The sequence below is a fragment of the Vibrio sp. A1-b2 genome, from assembly GCF_021726015.1.
GTDB classification, from domain to species: Bacteria; Pseudomonadota; Gammaproteobacteria; order Enterobacterales; family Vibrionaceae; genus Vibrio; species Vibrio diazotrophicus.
Map to the genome: position 1 here is coordinate 733113 of NZ_JAKKCI010000001.1, position 17989 is coordinate 751101.

Annotated in this window: 18 protein-coding genes; 4 read left to right on the plus strand and 14 right to left on the minus strand. The window is 44.6% G+C overall.

Features of this window, described 5'->3' with window-relative positions:
- Positions 1–5: 5 nt before the first annotated feature.
- On the minus strand, positions 6–749 hold the full coding sequence (gene dnaQ, locus L3V23_RS03375; RefSeq protein ID WP_102966151.1) for a DNA polymerase III subunit epsilon: 744 nt from the start codon (positions 747–749) through the stop codon (positions 6–8).
- Between the two features lie 56 nt (positions 750–805).
- On the opposite strand from dnaQ, the gene rnhA reads away from it, so the two are divergent.
- Complete coding sequence (gene rnhA / locus L3V23_RS03380) at positions 806–1270, plus strand: ribonuclease HI (protein WP_042480075.1); 465 nt, start codon at positions 806–808, stop codon at positions 1268–1270.
- Between the two features lie 3 nt (positions 1271–1273).
- Here the strand turns inward: rnhA and L3V23_RS03385 are convergent, their stop codons facing one another.
- Entirely contained in the window at positions 1274–2008 is a 735-nt protein-coding gene (locus tag L3V23_RS03385) for a methyltransferase domain-containing protein (RefSeq protein WP_042480077.1), read from the minus strand.
- Positions 2009–2045: 37 nt separating this feature from the next.
- Between L3V23_RS03385 and gloB the strand changes: the two genes are divergently transcribed.
- From gloB to L3V23_RS03400, 3 genes are all read left to right on the plus strand, one after another.
- Complete coding sequence (gloB, locus tag L3V23_RS03390) at positions 2046–2804, plus strand: hydroxyacylglutathione hydrolase (RefSeq protein ID WP_102966150.1); 759 nt, start codon at positions 2046–2048, stop codon at positions 2802–2804.
- Between the two features lie 72 nt (positions 2805–2876).
- Positions 2877–4454 (plus strand): LysM peptidoglycan-binding domain-containing protein, encoded by a 1578-nt coding sequence (locus tag L3V23_RS03395; protein ID WP_102966149.1) that lies wholly within the window; start codon positions 2877–2879, stop codon positions 4452–4454.
- On the plus strand, positions 4451–5137 hold the full coding sequence (locus L3V23_RS03400; RefSeq protein ID WP_102966148.1) for a YIP1 family protein: 687 nt from the start codon (positions 4451–4453) through the stop codon (positions 5135–5137). The genes L3V23_RS03395 and L3V23_RS03400 overlap by 4 nt, the downstream gene beginning before the upstream one ends.
- Here L3V23_RS03400 and L3V23_RS03405 read toward each other — a convergent pair.
- From L3V23_RS03405 to L3V23_RS03460, 12 genes are all read right to left on the minus strand, one after another.
- Complete coding sequence (locus L3V23_RS03405; RefSeq protein ID WP_102966147.1) at positions 5121–5972, minus strand: endonuclease/exonuclease/phosphatase family protein; 852 nt, start codon at positions 5970–5972, stop codon at positions 5121–5123. The two genes, L3V23_RS03400 and L3V23_RS03405, sit on opposite strands and share 17 nt — an antisense overlap.
- A gap of 100 nt (positions 5973–6072) precedes the next feature.
- Entirely contained in the window at positions 6073–6411 is a 339-nt protein-coding gene (gene glnB / locus L3V23_RS03410; RefSeq protein ID WP_042480092.1) for a nitrogen regulatory protein P-II, read from the minus strand.
- Between the two features lie 81 nt (positions 6412–6492).
- Positions 6493–6804, minus strand: a complete 312-nt coding sequence (locus L3V23_RS03415) for a cytochrome c (protein WP_042480094.1) — start codon at positions 6802–6804, stop codon at positions 6493–6495.
- Positions 6805–6875: 71 nt separating this feature from the next.
- Positions 6876–8177, minus strand: coding sequence for a tRNA lysidine(34) synthetase TilS (tilS, locus tag L3V23_RS03420; RefSeq protein ID WP_102966168.1), 1302 nt, complete (start codon positions 8175–8177; stop codon positions 6876–6878).
- Positions 8178–8319: 142 nt separating this feature from the next.
- Positions 8320–9279, minus strand: coding sequence for an acetyl-CoA carboxylase carboxyl transferase subunit alpha (accA, locus tag L3V23_RS03425; protein WP_042480096.1), 960 nt, complete (start codon positions 9277–9279; stop codon positions 8320–8322).
- Positions 9280–9324: 45 nt separating this feature from the next.
- Positions 9325–12804 (minus strand): DNA polymerase III subunit alpha, encoded by a 3480-nt coding sequence (dnaE, locus tag L3V23_RS03430; RefSeq protein WP_237291911.1) that lies wholly within the window; start codon positions 12802–12804, stop codon positions 9325–9327.
- A 75-nt stretch (positions 12805–12879) separates the two neighbouring features.
- Positions 12880–13518 (minus strand): ribonuclease HII, encoded by a 639-nt coding sequence (gene rnhB, locus L3V23_RS03435; RefSeq protein ID WP_237291912.1) that lies wholly within the window; start codon positions 13516–13518, stop codon positions 12880–12882.
- Between the two features lie 2 nt (positions 13519–13520).
- The gene (gene lpxB / locus L3V23_RS03440) at positions 13521–14672 is read right to left on the minus strand and encodes a lipid-A-disaccharide synthase (RefSeq protein WP_237291913.1); all 1152 of its coding nucleotides are present in this window, start codon (positions 14670–14672) and stop codon (positions 13521–13523) included.
- 121 nt (positions 14673–14793) lie between these two features.
- Complete coding sequence (gene lpxA, locus L3V23_RS03445; protein ID WP_102966144.1) at positions 14794–15582, minus strand: acyl-ACP--UDP-N-acetylglucosamine O-acyltransferase; 789 nt, start codon at positions 15580–15582, stop codon at positions 14794–14796.
- Position 15583: 1 nt separating this feature from the next.
- The gene (gene fabZ / locus L3V23_RS03450) at positions 15584–16015 is read right to left on the minus strand and encodes a 3-hydroxyacyl-ACP dehydratase FabZ (protein WP_174435408.1); all 432 of its coding nucleotides are present in this window, start codon (positions 16013–16015) and stop codon (positions 15584–15586) included.
- Between the two features lie 390 nt (positions 16016–16405).
- Positions 16406–17440, minus strand: coding sequence for a UDP-3-O-(3-hydroxymyristoyl)glucosamine N-acyltransferase (lpxD, locus tag L3V23_RS03455; RefSeq protein WP_102966143.1), 1035 nt, complete (start codon positions 17438–17440; stop codon positions 16406–16408).
- A gap of 29 nt (positions 17441–17469) precedes the next feature.
- On the minus strand, positions 17470–17979 hold the full coding sequence (locus tag L3V23_RS03460) for an OmpH family outer membrane protein (RefSeq protein ID WP_042480118.1): 510 nt from the start codon (positions 17977–17979) through the stop codon (positions 17470–17472).
- Positions 17980–17989: the final 10 nt, after the last annotated feature.

Here is a 17989-nt window from a genome sequence, read left to right on the forward strand (position 1 = left end):
AAAGACTATTGACGCCAAAGGCAAGAACCACTCTTCGCGACTAAATCTAAACGTTCTTGATGCGCTTCTATTTCATCGGCGGTAGCCATCAATACCTTTAGCGCTTTTCGTCCACTTTCTACTCGCTTAATCAATCCAGCACCATTCTCGCCATCGGTTTGTGAGCCAGCGTTAAACTGAAGTGACGTTTGCCCACCGGTCATCAACAAATAAACGTCAGCAAGAATCTCAGCATCGAGCAAAGCGCCGTGAAGCGTTCGGTGCGAGTTATCTATGCCATAACGTTCACAGAGAATGTCCAAGTTGTTGCGCTTGCCGGGGAAGATTTTCTTCGCCATGGCAAGGGTATCGGTGATTTTGCAGATCTGTGCGGTTTTAAGTGAACAGCCAGCTAACTTAGAAAATTCATAGTCCATAAAACCGACGTCGAAGGGCGCGTTGTGTGCGACCAATTCAGCGTCTTTAATAAACTCTAGAAATTCTTCATGAACGTCACGATATTCTGGTTTATCAACCAAGAATTCATCGGTAATACCGTGAACTTCAACCGCTTCATCTTGAATAGGTCTATCCGGTTTTAGATAAACGTGAAAGTGGCGTCCGGTGAGTTTTCGATTGACGATCTCCACCGCACCGATTTCAATGATTCGGTGACCTTCGTAATGTGGACCGCCTTCTAGGTTCATACCCGTGGTTTCGGTATCGAGAACCACAATGCGGTCGTATTCAGAATTGCTGCTAGTATTCATAAGGATATATATGTCAGACTATGCCAAATGTGTGCGTAACCCAATAGTATCAAATCATGAAGAAACAGGTGGAAATTTTCACTGATGGATCGTGTTTAGGCAACCCAGGCCCTGGCGGTTATGGTGTTGTTCTTCGCTACAAAAACAACGAAAAAACCCTAGCAAAAGGCTATAAGCTCACCACGAACAACCGCATGGAAATGCTTGCAGCCGTTGTTGCGTTGCAAACGCTCAAAGAATCTTGCCATGTAATCCTAACCACGGACAGTCAGTACGTGCGCCAAGGTATCACTCAGTGGATCCACAACTGGAAAAAGCGCAATTGGAAAACCTCTGCCAATAAACCCGTCAAAAATGCGGATCTCTGGCAAGCGCTTGACCATGAAACGGCTCGTCACCAAGTTGACTGGCATTGGGTAAAAGGTCATGCAGGACACAGAGAAAACGAAATGTGTGACGAACTAGCACGAGCGGCAGCTGAAAACCCAACAGAAGAAGATGTAGGTTATCAGCCCGAATAACCGCTAATTTTCATCGTGTTTGATGCGGTAGTTTACTCCAACAGGAGAAAGCCGCCGTTTCAAGCGCCAGTGTGGCTTAATCGGTTTAAGTGGATAGGTACGCTTACGGGCAACAATAAAATACAAGCTACAAAACGTTGATCCAAAATCCCCTCTGCCATTTTCCAACCAAGTCCAGAATGTGCGGTACCTTTGCATCGGAAACAGTGCATATTGGTCACACTCAATCACCTGATAGTTCAGCAGCCCTAGCCAGTCCTTGACTCGATTTGGCGTGAACATTCGACCGCTCCAAGGCAAATTATTTTTGCGCCACGGCATTAAGCTCGCAAGACCCGTGAAACTGATCGGATTAAAACCCGTGATAATAATGTAGCCATCATCAATCAGTACTCTGTCCACTTCTCGCAACATACGATGCGGGTCACTACTATAATCCAGTTGATGTGCAAGGATTGCTGTATCGATGCTTTTTTCGAAGAAGGGCAAATCGAAGTCATCGGCGATAACTGTATGCAATGGATTTTGTTTATCCAAATGGACTTGATGTTGAATATTGCAGTTACAACTGGCAAGCTCGCAACTCAAGCCACCCAGTTTTAGCATATGATAACCAAAGAGTTTCGGGCACCACTCATCGAGCCGTGTTTGGATAGACTCACTAACCCATTGACCATTTTTCAATTGAGACCAAGAATGAGGCTTCTCAATTTTTTTTTCGCTGCGTGCTGGTTTCATCGCTAACCCGCTTCACCAAGGTGACTGGAGACAACTCATGTTACAGATCAAAAGCATACCTGCATTTAACGATAATTACATCTGGCTGATTCAAAATAGCGACAACCGTTGCGCTGTTGTTGATCCAGGCGATGCCACGCCTGTTCTTGTTTATTTGGAACAACACCATCTCACGTTAGAAACAATATTAATTACCCACCATCATAAGGATCATACTGGCGGAATTCGCGAGCTTGCTAAGCAGTATCCGAATATCGAAATCATTGGCCCAAGTGATGACCCTGTACCTTATTTAACCCAAAAAGTTACCGCTGGTGACCAAATTGAGTTGTTTGATGAACGTTTCTGGGTGCTGGGATTACCGGGGCATACTTTAGGCCATATTGGCTATGCCGGTGATGGCAAGCTGTTTTGTGGTGATGTGCTTTTCTCAGGTGGCTGTGGACGAGTATTCGAAGGCACCATGGAACAAATGTTTACTTCGTTAGAAAAAATTCTAGCCTTACCAGAAGAAACCGAAGTGTATTGCGCTCATGAATACACCGCGAGCAACATTGCTTTTGCGATTGCTGTTGAGCCAAATAACGAACAGTTACAAATTTATCGTGATGAAGTGATTCGTCTTCGAGCTCAAAACAAATCGACCATTCCGACCACGCTAAGAAAAGAGAAATGGATAAACCCCTTCTTGCGTACAAGAGAGGCGAGCGTAATCAAGTCGGTAGCAAATCGCACAAAACAAAATGATCCTATATCAATATTTACCGCATTACGCGAATGGAAAAACGATTTTTAGGAATTTGCCACTTGTCAGGGTAATTAATAGACAAGTATTATCACCAGCCATTTATTGAAAAGATTGTTTTGCATGCGAGTAAAAACCAGCTGTCTGTTGGCTCTCTTATTGGCCGGGTGCCAACTTAACCAGACAGCAGAACAAACCACACAAAACGACGTTGAAGTAAACACGCCTCAACAGCAAGTCACTAAGAAAAAACCAACGGTAGCTTCGAAACCAGTACCCGTTGAACGCGTTGTTGAACCTGTCGTGATTACGCCACAAGAACAAGAAGATGTCTGGCAGCGCATTGCCATGCAACTTACTATGGGTATTCCCAAGCAAAAATCGGTCGACTACTACCGCACTTGGTACCTGAAACATCCAAGCCATTTACAAAAAGTGGCTGAGCGTGCACAACCATTCCTATACCTAATTACCGAGAAAATTGAGCAAAGAGGCTTACCGCTTGAGCTAGCCCTTTTGCCAATTGTAGAAAGTGCGTTTGATGCTTTTGCTTATTCACACGGTAGCGCAGCAGGTTTATGGCAGTTTGTGCCTGCAACAGGAAAAATGTACGGCCTTGAGCAGAACTTCTGGTACGACGGTCGGCGCGATGTTGATGCTTCAACCGATGCAGCTCTGACATACTTAACCAATTTAAGTAAGCGTTTCGACGGTGACTGGCAACACGCTATCGCGGCTTATAATAGTGGCGGCGGTCGAGTTTCCAGTGCTATTCGCAAAAACAAAAGCTTAGGGAAACCTATCGATTTCTTCTCACTCGATTTACCTGAAGAAACCAGCGGTTATGTGCCAAAGCTACTCGCACTTGCTGACATCATCGCTAATCAGGAAAAATACGGTATCCAACTTCCTGCCATTGCCAATAAACCTGTGTTGAAGTTGGTCGATCCTAAGGAACAACTGGATCTTGCTATCGCAGCAAAATACGCAGGCTTGGATGTTAAAGAACTTCAAAGCTACAACCCTGCATACAATCAATGGGCTACCGCACCGAACGGTCCATTCCAACTACTTCTACCAGTCGATAAAGCAGACACCTTCCTAGCGAATGCAGCAAAGCACCGTGGAGAAGGAATGAAATTAGTTCGATACAAAGTGAAAAGTGGCGACAGCCTAAGTGTGATTGCCGCACATCACAACACAACAACTAAAGTAATTCAGACTGCCAATAATCTTTCAGGCAACTCTATACGTGTTGGACAATATTTGATGATTCCAACATCGGTGAAAGATGAGAAAGCGTATGTTCTGAGTGCTAATAACCGTCTGCAGAAAACCCAATCTATTGCTAGAGGCAAATACAAGCTGACTCATACTGTTGCCAGAGGTGACAACCTATGGACAATCGCTCGTAAACACAATGTGTCGACCACTTCTCTGGCTAAATGGAACGGAATGGGGCCAAGAGATACCTTGAGTATCGGGCAAAAACTGGTGATTTGGAAAAACAATACTGATGGCGCGATCATCCGCACGGTTTTCTATAAAGTGCGTAACGGCGATACACTCAGTGCTATTGCCAGCAAGTTCAAAGTGAAAACAGCAGACATAGTGAAATGGAATGACTTGTCTAATAACAAATACCTGAAACCAGGTCAGAATCTTAAACTCTATGTCGATGTCACTAAGGTTAGTGTATGAACCCGTCCAGTAATCCTTTAATTATGCTGGTGGATATATTCCGTTCACCTCAAGATTGCTTTGCTGCACTGTATGAAAGAAGTGCATGGGGATGGCAGCCATTTATTGTCCTGCTGATCACTCCGTTCCTATTCTGGGGAGCTTATTTCGCAAACGTCGATTTTGAATGGCTTAAAGCTGGCTTATCCCCTCAGATGGAAGCGACGAATCCTGATCTTATTCACTTGCTGGAAGCTGATACTTTACTGGCGAGTGAAATCATTAGTGACGTTATGAGCCGAACTCTGACCATTATTCTTCTGGCGCTTTGGTTTAACCTTGCAACCCGCCAAGGCTCAACAAAATTAGGTTTCTGGAAATGGTTTGCAGCAAGCTCAGTTGTCATTTTTCCAGCCGTCATCGGCGATCTAGCCAGCTATGCAAGCATGCTGTTAAAGCATGGACAAGTAATGAGCTACGCAGCCGATCTCAACAGTGTGAATGGCTTAATTAAGCTGCCGTTAACCAATCCTTGGTCCCCCTTTACCAGTTCATTCCCTCTGCTATTGCCTTGGTATATTTTCCTCGGTTATGCAGCGGTCATTACTTGGACGCAAATAGAGCGCGCTCAGGCAATCGTTATTGCTACCCTGCCTTGGGTTGCTTACTACGGCATTTGGGCTATCACTATTGCAATAAGCTAAAGCTAAGCAGTAAAGGGTTATGATCAGAAGCGTCCGATTCGGGCGCTTTTGCATTTTCTAGCTTTAAGCCCCGATAAAACACATGGTCCAACGGTAGGCCGCTGATAAAACGCACTCGGTTATCAGGAGAAAAACTGACCTCATTCAGCCCTAAAGAAGTCAGTACCTGCTTCATCACTCTCATTCTCTCTTCACTCCAGCTATTGAAGTCTCCAGCAACAATGATGGGGCCTGTATGCTGACTCAATTCATTGGCTAATGCCTGTAACTGAAGTTGGTATTCATTTGTGCCATAGGTGAAGTTAACCGCATGCAAATTCACGACAGCGAGTACTTGCCCGTTACTGAGAGGATATCGAGCATAGATTCCCGACTTAGGAAGTCGTAACCAAGGTTCCATCTCTGTATAACCACAGGCTAAGTTAGGTGTAGTCCGGGCAAGATTAATGACTCCCGCAGACTCCCCCATCACTTTAAAGGCATTGACCTGATTACCTTCCCATCCTTGATCTGATAACCATTGTTTTAATCCTGAATTAAGACTAGCTTCTTGCAGCAGCAGTAACTGCGCATCTGAACTTAAACGGCTAAGTTCTTCGCTCCAGCCCTCTCTGTTCTGCTTATAGATATTCCACACTAGAAGGCCCAGTTGACCTTGCTGGTCTAGAGGCAAAGCTTTGTCGTCCTGAAAACAAACTAACGGTTGCCCGACACTGTTTTCGCCGACAGTGATCAGTTGAGGGTGCTCTGGAATGTTAAAAACCAGCTTATAACCAGAGAAGACTATCGCTAGACAACTCAATAAGCCAAATAACAGCAAATAGCGCTTTTTCATAACAAGTACAAGCTAGGCGTAAAAATCTTGGTGGAGGAAAGAAGATATCTGAATTTCATCTGCGATGAGATGTAAAAAAAGGAGCATTCGCTCCTTTTTTCTAAACTGCGTCTTCGTCTTCTTCGCCAGTACGAATACGGATAACACGTTCGACATCAGTAATGAAAATTTTACCATCACCAATTTTGCCTGTTTGAGCGGTTTCGATAATAGTATCGACACATTGGTCAACGACATCTTCGTTAACAACAATTTCCAACTTCACTTTTGGCAAAAAGTCGACCATGTATTCAGCGCCACGATACAGTTCCGTGTGACCTTTTTGACGACCAAAGCCTTTGACTTCGGATACCGTCATACCCGTAATACCCACTTCAGCTAACGCTTCACGAACATCATCGAGTTTAAATGGCTTAATAATGGCTTCAATTTTTTTCATGTTCATCCCTTAAACTTGTATCAATGCTCGGCATTATCCGCTAGCCCTTGAAAACAATCAAATAATTAAGTCGCTTTATACTTATTTCAAACTTGCGTAGTAAGCGGCTAAGTTAGCAATATCGGCATCGTTCAACATAGAAGCTTGTGCTTGCATTACTGGTGCAAGTCCACCAGTACGCTGACCCGCTTTATAAGCTTTAATAGAAGACACTATGTATTGTTCACTTTGTCCTTTGAGGTTCGGATATCCCGGAATAACCGCAATACCATCCGCACCATGACACGCTGCACACACCGCTGATTTTGCTTTACCAGCAGCCACATCTCCAGCGACTGCATTACCCGCTAGAAGTCCAAGACCTAAAACAACACTCAATGCTAATTTATTCATTGCTCTTCCTTATGTTATTGAATTTTCTTTTTATATCACTGCTACTACTAGGGTTAATTCTGGCACGAAAATTAACGCTTGTCCCAAACCAGCGTGCAATCTTGCCCACTGAAATCACGATCAACAAACAAATTTGCCACCGCAACCACTTTATCTTGATACATGAGTATCGGCGTCCGGCGTCTTAGCCAACTCGGCACACCGTATTCCTGAAAGAGCTTTTTCAACTTTCTTGAGCCGATCCTTCCTACCGGACATGCACTTAATCCTTCAGGATTAAAGCTCACCCACAAATCTTCCACCCTTTCTGGCAGTCGAATTTCACCCTTATACTGAGTAAGATTCAAAACACCTAAGCCATCGGGCAATGGCAGATTTTGTTCAAGCAAAATTGGGCTTTTCCAGTCTGATATATCTCGACTCTCTTCAACACAATATAGACGATTATCAAAACGGCGGATCTCTCGCTCGCCAAGTTTCAGTTTTGGATTAGCATCAGCAGTGGCCAAAGCGACTTCCTGCCAAATCATCTCTGTATGTTTACGGCTTGGCATCACCATTTGATGATTAGCTAACCATTGGCGGATGATTTGCCGACGTACACCATCACTTTTCGCGCTCAATGTATCTAGTTTCAAACTTCCATCATAATGAAGTGCTTGTACAAGTTCATCTCGTAAGAGTTCATCAAGCAAAGCTTGTTGCTCAGCACACAACTCCGCACTACGTTGAACTGCTTGGTGAATCGATGGCCAACGCTGACTGAGAATAGGTGTGACTTGGTGACGAATGAAATTGCGCTCGTAGCGAACATCATCATTACTTTCATCGGTTACCCAAGTTAGATGATTCTTCGCCGCAAAAGCCTCTATATCAGCGCGTTTGACACTCAATAGCGGTCGTAACATCAAACCGTTTGAAAATGGCGCAGAAGGAGCCATAGAAGCCAAACCTTTTGGCCCACTCCCTCGTTTAAGGGCGAGTAAAAATGTCTCTATCTGATCATCTGCGTGCTGACCTAAAAGCAGTACATCATTCGCTTGCACATGTTTAGCTAACACCGCATAGCGAGCATCGCGAGCAAGCTTTTCAATACTCTCTCCGCATTGAGTATCCAGATGCACTCGTTCTACAGTCAAAGGGATAGCAGAGTCATCACACCATGCCTGACAGCACTCAGCCCAATGATCTGCATTGCTGCTCAAACCATGATGAACATGTACCGCCGCAATTGATGCACCGCATTCATCGCGAAAACGTGCGAGCAGCGACAACAGAGCACGAGAATCAACACCGCCACTCAAAGCGAGAACGAAACGGCGGGAAGAGTATGCATTCAACTGTTGGCAAAAGTGAGAGTACAAATCGAGCATAGTAGGTTTATCAACCAGTAAGGCTATCAACAAGAAACTGGGGTTAAGTGTAACGTTAAGCCAGATAAACAAAAAGGGTTGGAATGAATCCAACCCTTTAGCAAAACAATCAGCTTTAGTTGCTACTTGTTCAGAGCAACGATTAGCAGTAACCGTAGCTCAGTAGACGTTGGTAGCGGCGTTCAAGTAGAGAATCTGTATCCAGAATTTCTAGATCCGCTAACTGACGTAGTAGCGTTGCTTTCATGTTCGCAGCCGTCTCTTCGTGGTTACGATGCGCACCACCTAGAGGCTCTTCAATGATTTCATCAATCAGTTCTAGCTCTTTCAAACGAGGAGCAACCAGACCCATAGCTTCGGCTGCTTGTGGTGCTTTATCTGAATCACGCCATAAGATTGATGCACAACCTTCTGGAGAAATTACTGAATACGTAGAGTATTGAAGCATGTTTACGTAATCACCCACACCGATAGCCAATGCGCCACCAGAACCGCCTTCACCGACAACGTTACAGATAACAGGTACTTTCAAACCTGACATCACTTTGAGGTTTTTAGCGATAGCTTCAGACTGACCACGCTCTTCTGCACCAACACCTGGGTATGCGCCAGCAGTGTCAATAAAAGTAATGATTGGCATGTTAAAACGCTCAGCCATTTCCATCAGACGCAGTGCCTTACGGTAACCTTCAGGCTTTGGCATACCGAAGTTACGTTTTACTTTCTCACGAGTTTCGCGACCTTTTTGATGACCAATAATCATCACTGGACGGTCTTCTAAACGAGCGATACCACCAACGATAGCTTTGTCATCTGCAAAAGCGCGGTCACCCGCTAGTTCATCAAACTCAGTGAAGACATGTTCAATATAATCAAGCGTGTAAGGACGCTTTGGATGACGCGCCAATTGCGCTACTTGCCATGCACCTAAGTCGCCAAAAATTTTCTTTTTCAGCTCTAAGCTTTTCTTTTCTAGTTGTGCAATTTCTTTGTCGAGGTCAACTGAGTCGTTACCACCGTGACGAGACATGTCACGCAGTGCCTGAATTTTAGCTTCAAGTTCGGCAATTGGTTTTTCAAAATCTAGAAAATTTAGGCTCATCTACCTATCCTTTTTTACTCAGCTTGCCCTTGGCGTCGCTGAATTTTAGTTAAATTCAAGTTCTACCTGATCATTGCCAAGTAGCTGTTGCAATTCGTCTAACAATGTATCGCTAGGTGTGACACGCCATTCTGTACCAAGTACTAGACGCGCTCGCGCATCAGGGCGCTGGTAGTATACATTGACAGGAACCGTTCCTGCTCGGTGAGGCGTAAGTATTTCACTAAAACGCTCAAAAAACTGCTCATCAATTTGAGATTGCTCTATCGATATTGATAAGCCACGGGCATATTTTTCACGTGCGCTGCCCATGTCCATGACTTCGCGCGCCGACATTTTAAGGCCACCGTTGAAGTCATCAAAGCTGACCTGTCCGGAAATCACCAAAATTTTATCTTTTTCTAACAATTCTGCATACCGTTCAAGCGCATCAGAGAATAACATCACCTCCATGCGACCGGAACGGTCATCCAAAGTCATCAGACCAATTCGGGTTCCGCGCTTAGTCGTCATCACACGCGCTGCAATGACTAAACCAGCCACTGTAATCGATTGATCACGGCGCGTTGGCGTCGCTTCATTTAAACGACAGCTAGTATATCGATTAAGTTCCTTCAAATAGGCGTTAATTGGGTGGCCTGTCAAATAAAGCCCCAAAGTTTCACGCTCACCTTCTAGCCAAACTTTTTCTGGCCACTCAGGGACTTGGGTGTATTTCTGTTCGACTTCTTCCGGCGCATCCGTCAATACACCAAACATATCTGCCTGACCAAACGCTTCAGCCTGATGGTGTTGGCTTGCTGATTTCACAGCATCGTTCAGTGACGCCATCATAGCGGCGCGGTGTGGGCCTAAACGGTCCAAAGCACCCGCCAAAATCAGCTTTTCAATTACGCGTTTATTGACCTTTTTCAAATCAATACGAGCACAGAAATCAAACAGGTCTTTGAAGTAACCGCCTTTTTCTCGTGCTTCTTGTATCGCTTCGATTGGACCCTCTCCCACCCCTTTAATCGCGCCGATACCATACACGATGGCTCCTGTTTCATCGACATTAAAGCGATATAAGCCAGAGTTAATATCTGGCGGAAGTACTTTCAGCCCCATACGTATACATTCATCCACCAAGCCAACGACTTTTTCTGTGTTATCCATATCAGCGGTCATTACCGCTGCCATGAACTCCGCAGGGAAGTGCGTTTTCAGCCATAGTGTTTGATACGATACTAAAGCATAGGCTGCCGAGTGCGATTTGTTAAAGCCATATCCAGCGAATTTCTCTACAAGATCGAAGATTTTCATCGATAATTCGCCATCAACGCCGTTTTTGATCGCTCCCGCTTCAAAGACTGCACGCTGCTTTGCCATCTCTTCTGGCTTTTTCTTACCCATTGCACGACGCAACATATCTGCGCCACCAAGAGTATAACCGGCAAGGATCTGGGCTATCTGCATTACCTGTTCTTGATACAAGATAATGCCGTAGGTTGGTTCAAGCGTCTCTTTGAGAGATTCATGCTGCCAAGTTTCATCCGGATAGGAGATCGCCTCACGGCCGTGTTTACGGTCGATAAAGTTATCTACCATGCCTGATTGCAAAGGCCCCGGACGGAACAGTGCCACCAATGCGATGATATCTTCGAAACAGTCAGGCTGAAGACGTTTGATCAAATCCTTCATACCGCGAGATTCAAGCTGGAATACCGCAGTGGTTTCTGAATTCTGCAGCACTCGGAAGGACGCAGGATCATCTAATGGGATAGACTCAATGCGTACAGGCTCTTTACCTTCTCTATCCATTCGAGGGTTAATCAAGCCCAATGCCCAGTCAATGATAGTTAAGGTTCGTAGACCCAAGAAGTCGAACTTAACCAGACCAGCGGTTTCAACGTCATTCTTATCAAATTGAGTAACAGGGAAATGGCCTTCTGAATCTGCGTAGATAGGTGCAAAATCAGTAATTGTGGTTGGCGAAATTACTACGCCACCAGCATGCTTACCGGCATTTCGAGTACAACCTTCTAGAATTCGGCATTTATCAATCAGCTCTTTGACATCTTCGTCTGAGTTATATAACTCAGGAAGTGCGGGCTCTGCCTTGAAGGCTTTCTCCAGCGTCATGCCGGGATCTGGCGGGATGAGTTTTGAAATACGGTCGACAAATCCAAACGGGTGACCAAGGACACGCCCCACATCACGGATAACCGCTTTTGCCGCCATAGTACCGAAGGTGATGATCTGTGATACAGCATCACGACCATACATTTCTGCCACGTGATCAATAACTTGGTCACGCTTATCCATACAGAAGTCGACGTCGAAATCGGGCATGGATACACGTTCTGGGTTCAAGAAACGTTCGAACAGCAAATCGTACTCAAGCGGATCCAAGTCTGTAATTTTCAGGGCGTAAGCCACCAAAGAACCGGCACCAGAACCACGCCCCGGCCCTACCGGAATATCGTTATCTTTGGACCATTGGATGAACTCCATTACGATCAGGAAGTAACCTGGAAAACCCATGTTGTTGATTACTTCAAGCTCAACTTTCAGGCGTTCATCGTATTCAGGACGGCGCTGAGCTCGAACTTCTGGATCAGGAAACAAGAACTCCAGACGATCTTCCAAGCCTTCTTCTGATTTTTTAACCAAATATTCAGTTTCCAGCATCCCTTCTGTTGGGAATGCAGGAAGAAAGTATTCACCCAATCGAACAGTAACATTACAACGCTTGGCTATTTCGACCGTGTTTTGCAGTGCTTCTGGGATATCAGCAAACAGCTCACACATTTCGTCTTCAGAACGTAAATATTGCTGTGGGCTATAAAGTTTCGGTCTGCGCGGGTCTTCTAATGTATAGCCATCGTGGATAGCCACGCGAATTTCGTGTGCATCAAAGAACTCTTCTGTCAGGAACACCACTTCGTTCGTAGCAACAACAGGTAAGCCTTCTTTTTCCGCCACTTCCAATGCAAAGTGAAGATAACTTTCTTCATCCGCACGGCTTGTTCTTATCAACTCAATATAGAAATTGTCAGCGAAGTAGGTTTGATAGAACTCTACGCACTTATCAACCAGTGGTTGGTTACCTTTAAGTAGCGCTTTACCTATCTCACCCTGTTTAGCTCCGGATAAAATAATCAAACCTTCCGCATGTTTGATTAACCACTCTTTATCAATCACAGGTTGGTGTTGAACATGACCACGCAGATAAGCTTCTGATATAAGAAGAGTCAGGTTTTTATAGCCAACATTATTTTTCGCCAAGATAGTAATTCGGGTCAGCTCATCACCAAACTCTTCTGAACGCATGGTGAAGTCCGCACCTATGATAGGTTTCACGCCGCAGTTGTGTGCAGTTCCGTAGAACTTAACTAAGCCGCACAAGTTGGTAAAGTCGGTTAATGCCATCGCTGGCATGCCCATTTCAGCCACTTTTTTAACCAAAGGAGGCACTTTTGACAGGCCGTCAACCATGGAGAAATCACTGTGAATACGTAAGTGGATAAACTTAGGGTCTGACATTCAATTCTGTCCTAGATACTCAATATTCGCTTTTATTGGGGGTATTCTACGTCAATACCAAACGTATTGCAGGGCTTATTCCAAGCCTAACGCACGTTTAACGGGGCCAAAACTTCTGCGATGTTGCTCAATCACGCCGTGTTGTTCAATCGCCTCAAAATGCGCTTTGGTTGGATAACCTTTGTGTTTAGCAAAACCGAACTGCGGAAATTCTTTGTCTAACTGTTCCATTTCCTGATCGCGAACGACTTTTGCAATGATTGAAGCGGCACTGATCTGCGCCACTCGTAAGTCACCTTTGACAACGGCAATCGCGTCCATAGGTAGCTGAGGTACTTTATTACCATCAATCAATACTAAATCAGGCTTAATCCCCAAACCTTCAACCGCACGTTGCATAGCAAACATAGTGGCTTGAAATATATTCAGTTGGTCAATTTCTTTGGGGCTACAACGCCCTACTGACCAAGCGAGGGCTTTTTCTTTAATTTCAGGTAAAAGCGCAAGACGTTTTTTCTCGCTCAGTTTTTTAGAATCATTCAAGCCTTCAATAGGGTTGTTAGGATCTAAAATCACAGCGGCAGTCACCACATCTCCAACGAGAGGCCCTCTCCCCACTTCATCCACACCGGCAATAAACTGATAGCCTTGTGGTATTTCAAACGGAGGTAACTCTTGGGGAGGCTTCTTCGCTGAAGTCTTTTTTGTCGACATAATTACGCTTTCTCTATTAATTTCAGTACAGCGTGAGCAGCTTGTTCATCTGCACCTTTTCGAATCCATTGATGCATTTCGGCAAATTTTTCCAGCATCGCTTGATTGTCACCATCCAAAAGTTGGCTTACATGATGCACCAAGTTTTCTACGGTACACTCGTCTTGCAGCAATTCTTTTACCAGCTCTTGCTCGGCTAATATGTTCGGCAGTGACACATAAGGTGTTTTCACTAATCGCTTCGCCAAGAAATACGTTAATGCATTAACGCGGTAACCGACAACCATAGGACGTTTTAAAAGCATACATTCCAGCGCCACTGTGCCAGAAGCCAATAGCACTGCATCTGAAGCGGTAATGACATTACGCGCGGTATCATCCACCAGCACAAAATCGAGTTCAGGAGCCGTCTCTTTCCAAGCGGCTTCGAACTGCTCACGACGCTTCTGATTGACTAAGGCAACAACGAAACCAAGAGCAGGGTATTTATCACGCAGTTTTTGACAGGTTTCGATAAATGGTTGTGCGAGCATTTGCATCTCACCACCACGACTCCCCGGCAATACAGCTAACCAACGGCGTGTTGGATCAAGTCCAAGAAGTTGCTGTGCTGGTAATTTATCATTTTGCAACGGAATCGAGTCTGCCAACGTGTGCCCAATAAATTCACAAGGGACATTAAACTTATCGTAAAAGGCTTTTTCAAACGGTAGAAATGCTAAAACAAGATTGGTCGCCGCTTCAATTTTAAAAATACGTTTTTGGCGCCAAGCCCATACTGACGGACTGACATAATGCACAGTCTTGATACCTGCATTTTTGAGGTCCAACTCAAGGCGCAAATTAAAGTCTGGCGCATCGATGCCCACAAACACATCTGGCGGATTAGAGGTAAAGTATTTAACCAATTCAGCTTTGACTTTCAGTAGACGAGATAAGCGACCAAGCACCTCAACTAAGCCCATTACAGACAACTCTTCCATATCAAAGAGCGACTCACACCCTTGAGCTATCATTTTCGGACCGCCAATACCGACAAACTCTGCGTCTGGGTATTGCTGCTTAATTGCTTTGATAAAGCCTTCACCTAACGTATCACCAGACATCTCTCCGGCAACAATACCTACGCGCAGCGGCTTTCTCGCTTCAGACATACTTTTAGCCTTAAATTATGGAAGAATGTGAGCATAGCAAATGAATATCGCTAGCCTTAAAACACAAAAAGACCGCAGCATTTAAGCTGCGATCTTTTCCAATCGTCAGTTCAATCGCAAATTAACGAATGATGCCACGTTCCGTCGTTTCCAAAATGGAAATGAAACGTTCTACAGCAGGCCACTCTTGCGCAATCTCTTTCAGCACTGGCAGCACTTCTGCTTGCGTTTTACCTGAGCGGTAGATCTCTTTGTACGCTTTTTGAATTGCGCGAATCTCCGCTTTTTCAAAACCGTTACGTTTTAAACCTACTAGGTTCAAACCGAAAGGCGTTGCATGGTTACCCTGTGCAAGTACGTATGCAGGTACGTCTTGAACAACCGCAGAACAGCCACCAACGTAAGCATAAGCACCGACACTACAGAATGGGTGAATGGCAGATAGCGCCATTACACCAGCGTAGTCTTCGACTGTTACATGGCCGCCCAAAATAGCGTTGTTACCAATATGCGTATGGTTACCAACAACCACATCGTGTGCGATATGCGCGTTAACACAAAGCAGGTTGTCATTACCTACTACAGTGGTCGCTTTGTCTTGCACTGTACCACGATGAATTTGCACCGCTTCGCGGATCACATTGCGATCACCGATAACGACCGTAGTATCTTCACCGCCGTACTTCTTGTCTTGGTTTTCTTCGCCAATAACAGCATGAGGGAAAATACGGTTTTCTTTGCCGATGACCGTATTACCTTTGATAACAACGTGCGACATCACTTCTGTGTTGTCGCCAATTTTCACGCCTGAAGTGATGTAAGTAAAAGGTCCAACAGTTACGTTTGCACCAATCACCGCACCTTCTTCTACAACTGCGCTTGGATGAATTTTTGCTGATTCGTGAATCATTTTAAAACTCTCTACGTGCACATTTTAGTTCAGCAGAACATACAACTTCACCGTCTACTTTCGCGACACCATTAAACAGTGCGATACCACGACGTTCTTTCAAGAATTCTACTTCGATAATCAGCTGGTCACCCGGAACAACTGGCTTGCGGAATTTTGCATTATCGATACTTGCGAAGTAGTAAAGTTCATTTTCTTTCGATGAGCCAAAAGACTTAAACGCTAGCAAACCCGTAGCTTGAGCCATAGCTTCAAGAATAAGTACGCCAGGGAAAATCGGTAGCTGCGGAAAATGACCTGTAAACTGAGGTTCATTTACTGAAACGTTTTTAAGGCCAACCAGATATTTGCCTTCTTCGTAATCTGTTACGCGATCAATCAACAAAAACGGATAGCGATGAGGAAGTAGCTCCTGAATTTCGGTGATATTCATCGTTTTCTTTTCAGTCGTCAAAGTCATATTCCTATTCATTAAATTTTAAAAAAATCTTTTCGGCATTATATACTCAAGTGACTTCAAGATGCTTGTTCTGCGAGAATTTATTCGCTCTTAGGCAAGGCACTGATTTGAATACATAGCCATTCTACGTAGAAAAGCAGTAACGCAGCATAAGAGCGAATAAAACTCGCCCTTCGGGAGCTCATCAACGAGCCCATTGCTGCGCTAAATAACGTTGAAAGGGAACACCATTCCTACCGTTATTTATCTTGAACTGGGCTCGTTGATGAAGCTCTGAATCCTGTATCTTGAGGTCACTTGAGTATAGAAGAAAAAGACTCGCACTTTGCGAGCCTTATCGACAAAGGTCTGTAAAATATGCCATTAAGCGTCGTTTTTTTGCGCTAATTGCTTTTCAACTTCTTTAAGACGCTTGTTCATCTCATCAATACGATGAACACGAGTTGCAGTCTTACGCCACTCTTTGTTTGGCTGTAAAGGAATACCTGACGAGTACATGCCTTTTTCTTCGATGCTGCGCATTACCATACCCATACCCGTGATAGTGACACCATCAGCAATAGTAATGTGGCCGTTAATAACGCTTGCACCACCAATAATGCAGTACTTACCAATGTGAGTGCTTCCGGCAACAACTGTACCACCAGCCATGGCTGTACCATATCCGATGTGCACGTTGTGAGCGATTTGAATTTGGTTATCGATGATCACGTTATCTTCGATCACGGTATCGTCTAGCGCACCACGGTCGATCGTGGTACATGCACCAATTTCAACACGGTTACCAATTCTTACAGAACCGATTTGAGGGATCTTAACCCATTCGCCACGCTCATTCGCATAACCAAAGCCATCGGAACCAATCACTGTGCTTGATTGAATCAAGCAGTCTGAACCGATTTCAACGCTATGGTAAACACTGACATTCGCCCAAAGTTTGGTGTTGTTGCCCAATTTGGCATTTTTGCCAATAAAGCAGCCAGCACCAATCACCACGTTGTCACCCAACTCAACACCTGACTCGACCACAGCATTGGCACCGATAGAAACGTTAGTACCCATAACTACATCTGCAGCGACAACGGCACTTACAGCCACACCATTTTCAGCCGGTACAGGCGTCAAATCTAACGCTTGAGCTACCTTAGCGAAGGCAACGTAAGGGTCAGCAACAACCAACACATTCGACGGACACAGCGCTCGCTCTGACTCTTTCACCATCAACACTGTTGCTTTTGATTCCGCTAAGTGTTTGCTGTATTTAGGATTCGACAAGAAGGTCACATCGCCTTCTCGTGCGCTGTCCATTGGTGCAACACGATGAACAACAGCATTGCTATCACCGTGTAACTCACCGCCAGTAATTGCTGCTAATTCAGCTAAAGTCAGTGTTTTCATGTTTAAATGCTTTTGTCTATAAGAGCTAGTTATTTGATTGATTTAATTACTTTTTCTGAAATATTGAACTCAGGCTTTCCGTATTGCATAGCGCTGATATCAATGATCATATCGTAACCTTCTTTCTCTGCTACTTTCTTCACAGCTTCCTGAATCACGTGGAATAGCTTTTGCTTTTCTTCCGCTTCACGTTGAGCAGACGCTTTGTCCAGTGCTTGAGCTTTGATTTTATAAGTGCTGTCCAACTGACCAATTTCGATACGCAGTTTTTCAACTTCATCTTGGCTCATCAGAGAAGAGTCACGTTTTAGTTTTTCAATTTTGGTTTTAGCTTGCGCTTGAATGCTTTGAAGCTCTGCTGCTTTGTCTTCAAACTCAGCTTTCATTTTTTGCAGCACAACTTCACGTTGTGGCAGTGCTTGGAATACTTGCGCAGTATTGATGTAACCGACTTTTTGCGCTGCTTCAGCTGCATTTGCGAACATTGATGAGCTAAGAACAAGAAGACTAACACCAGCAGCTTTCATCATATTTTTCAAAATACTTTCC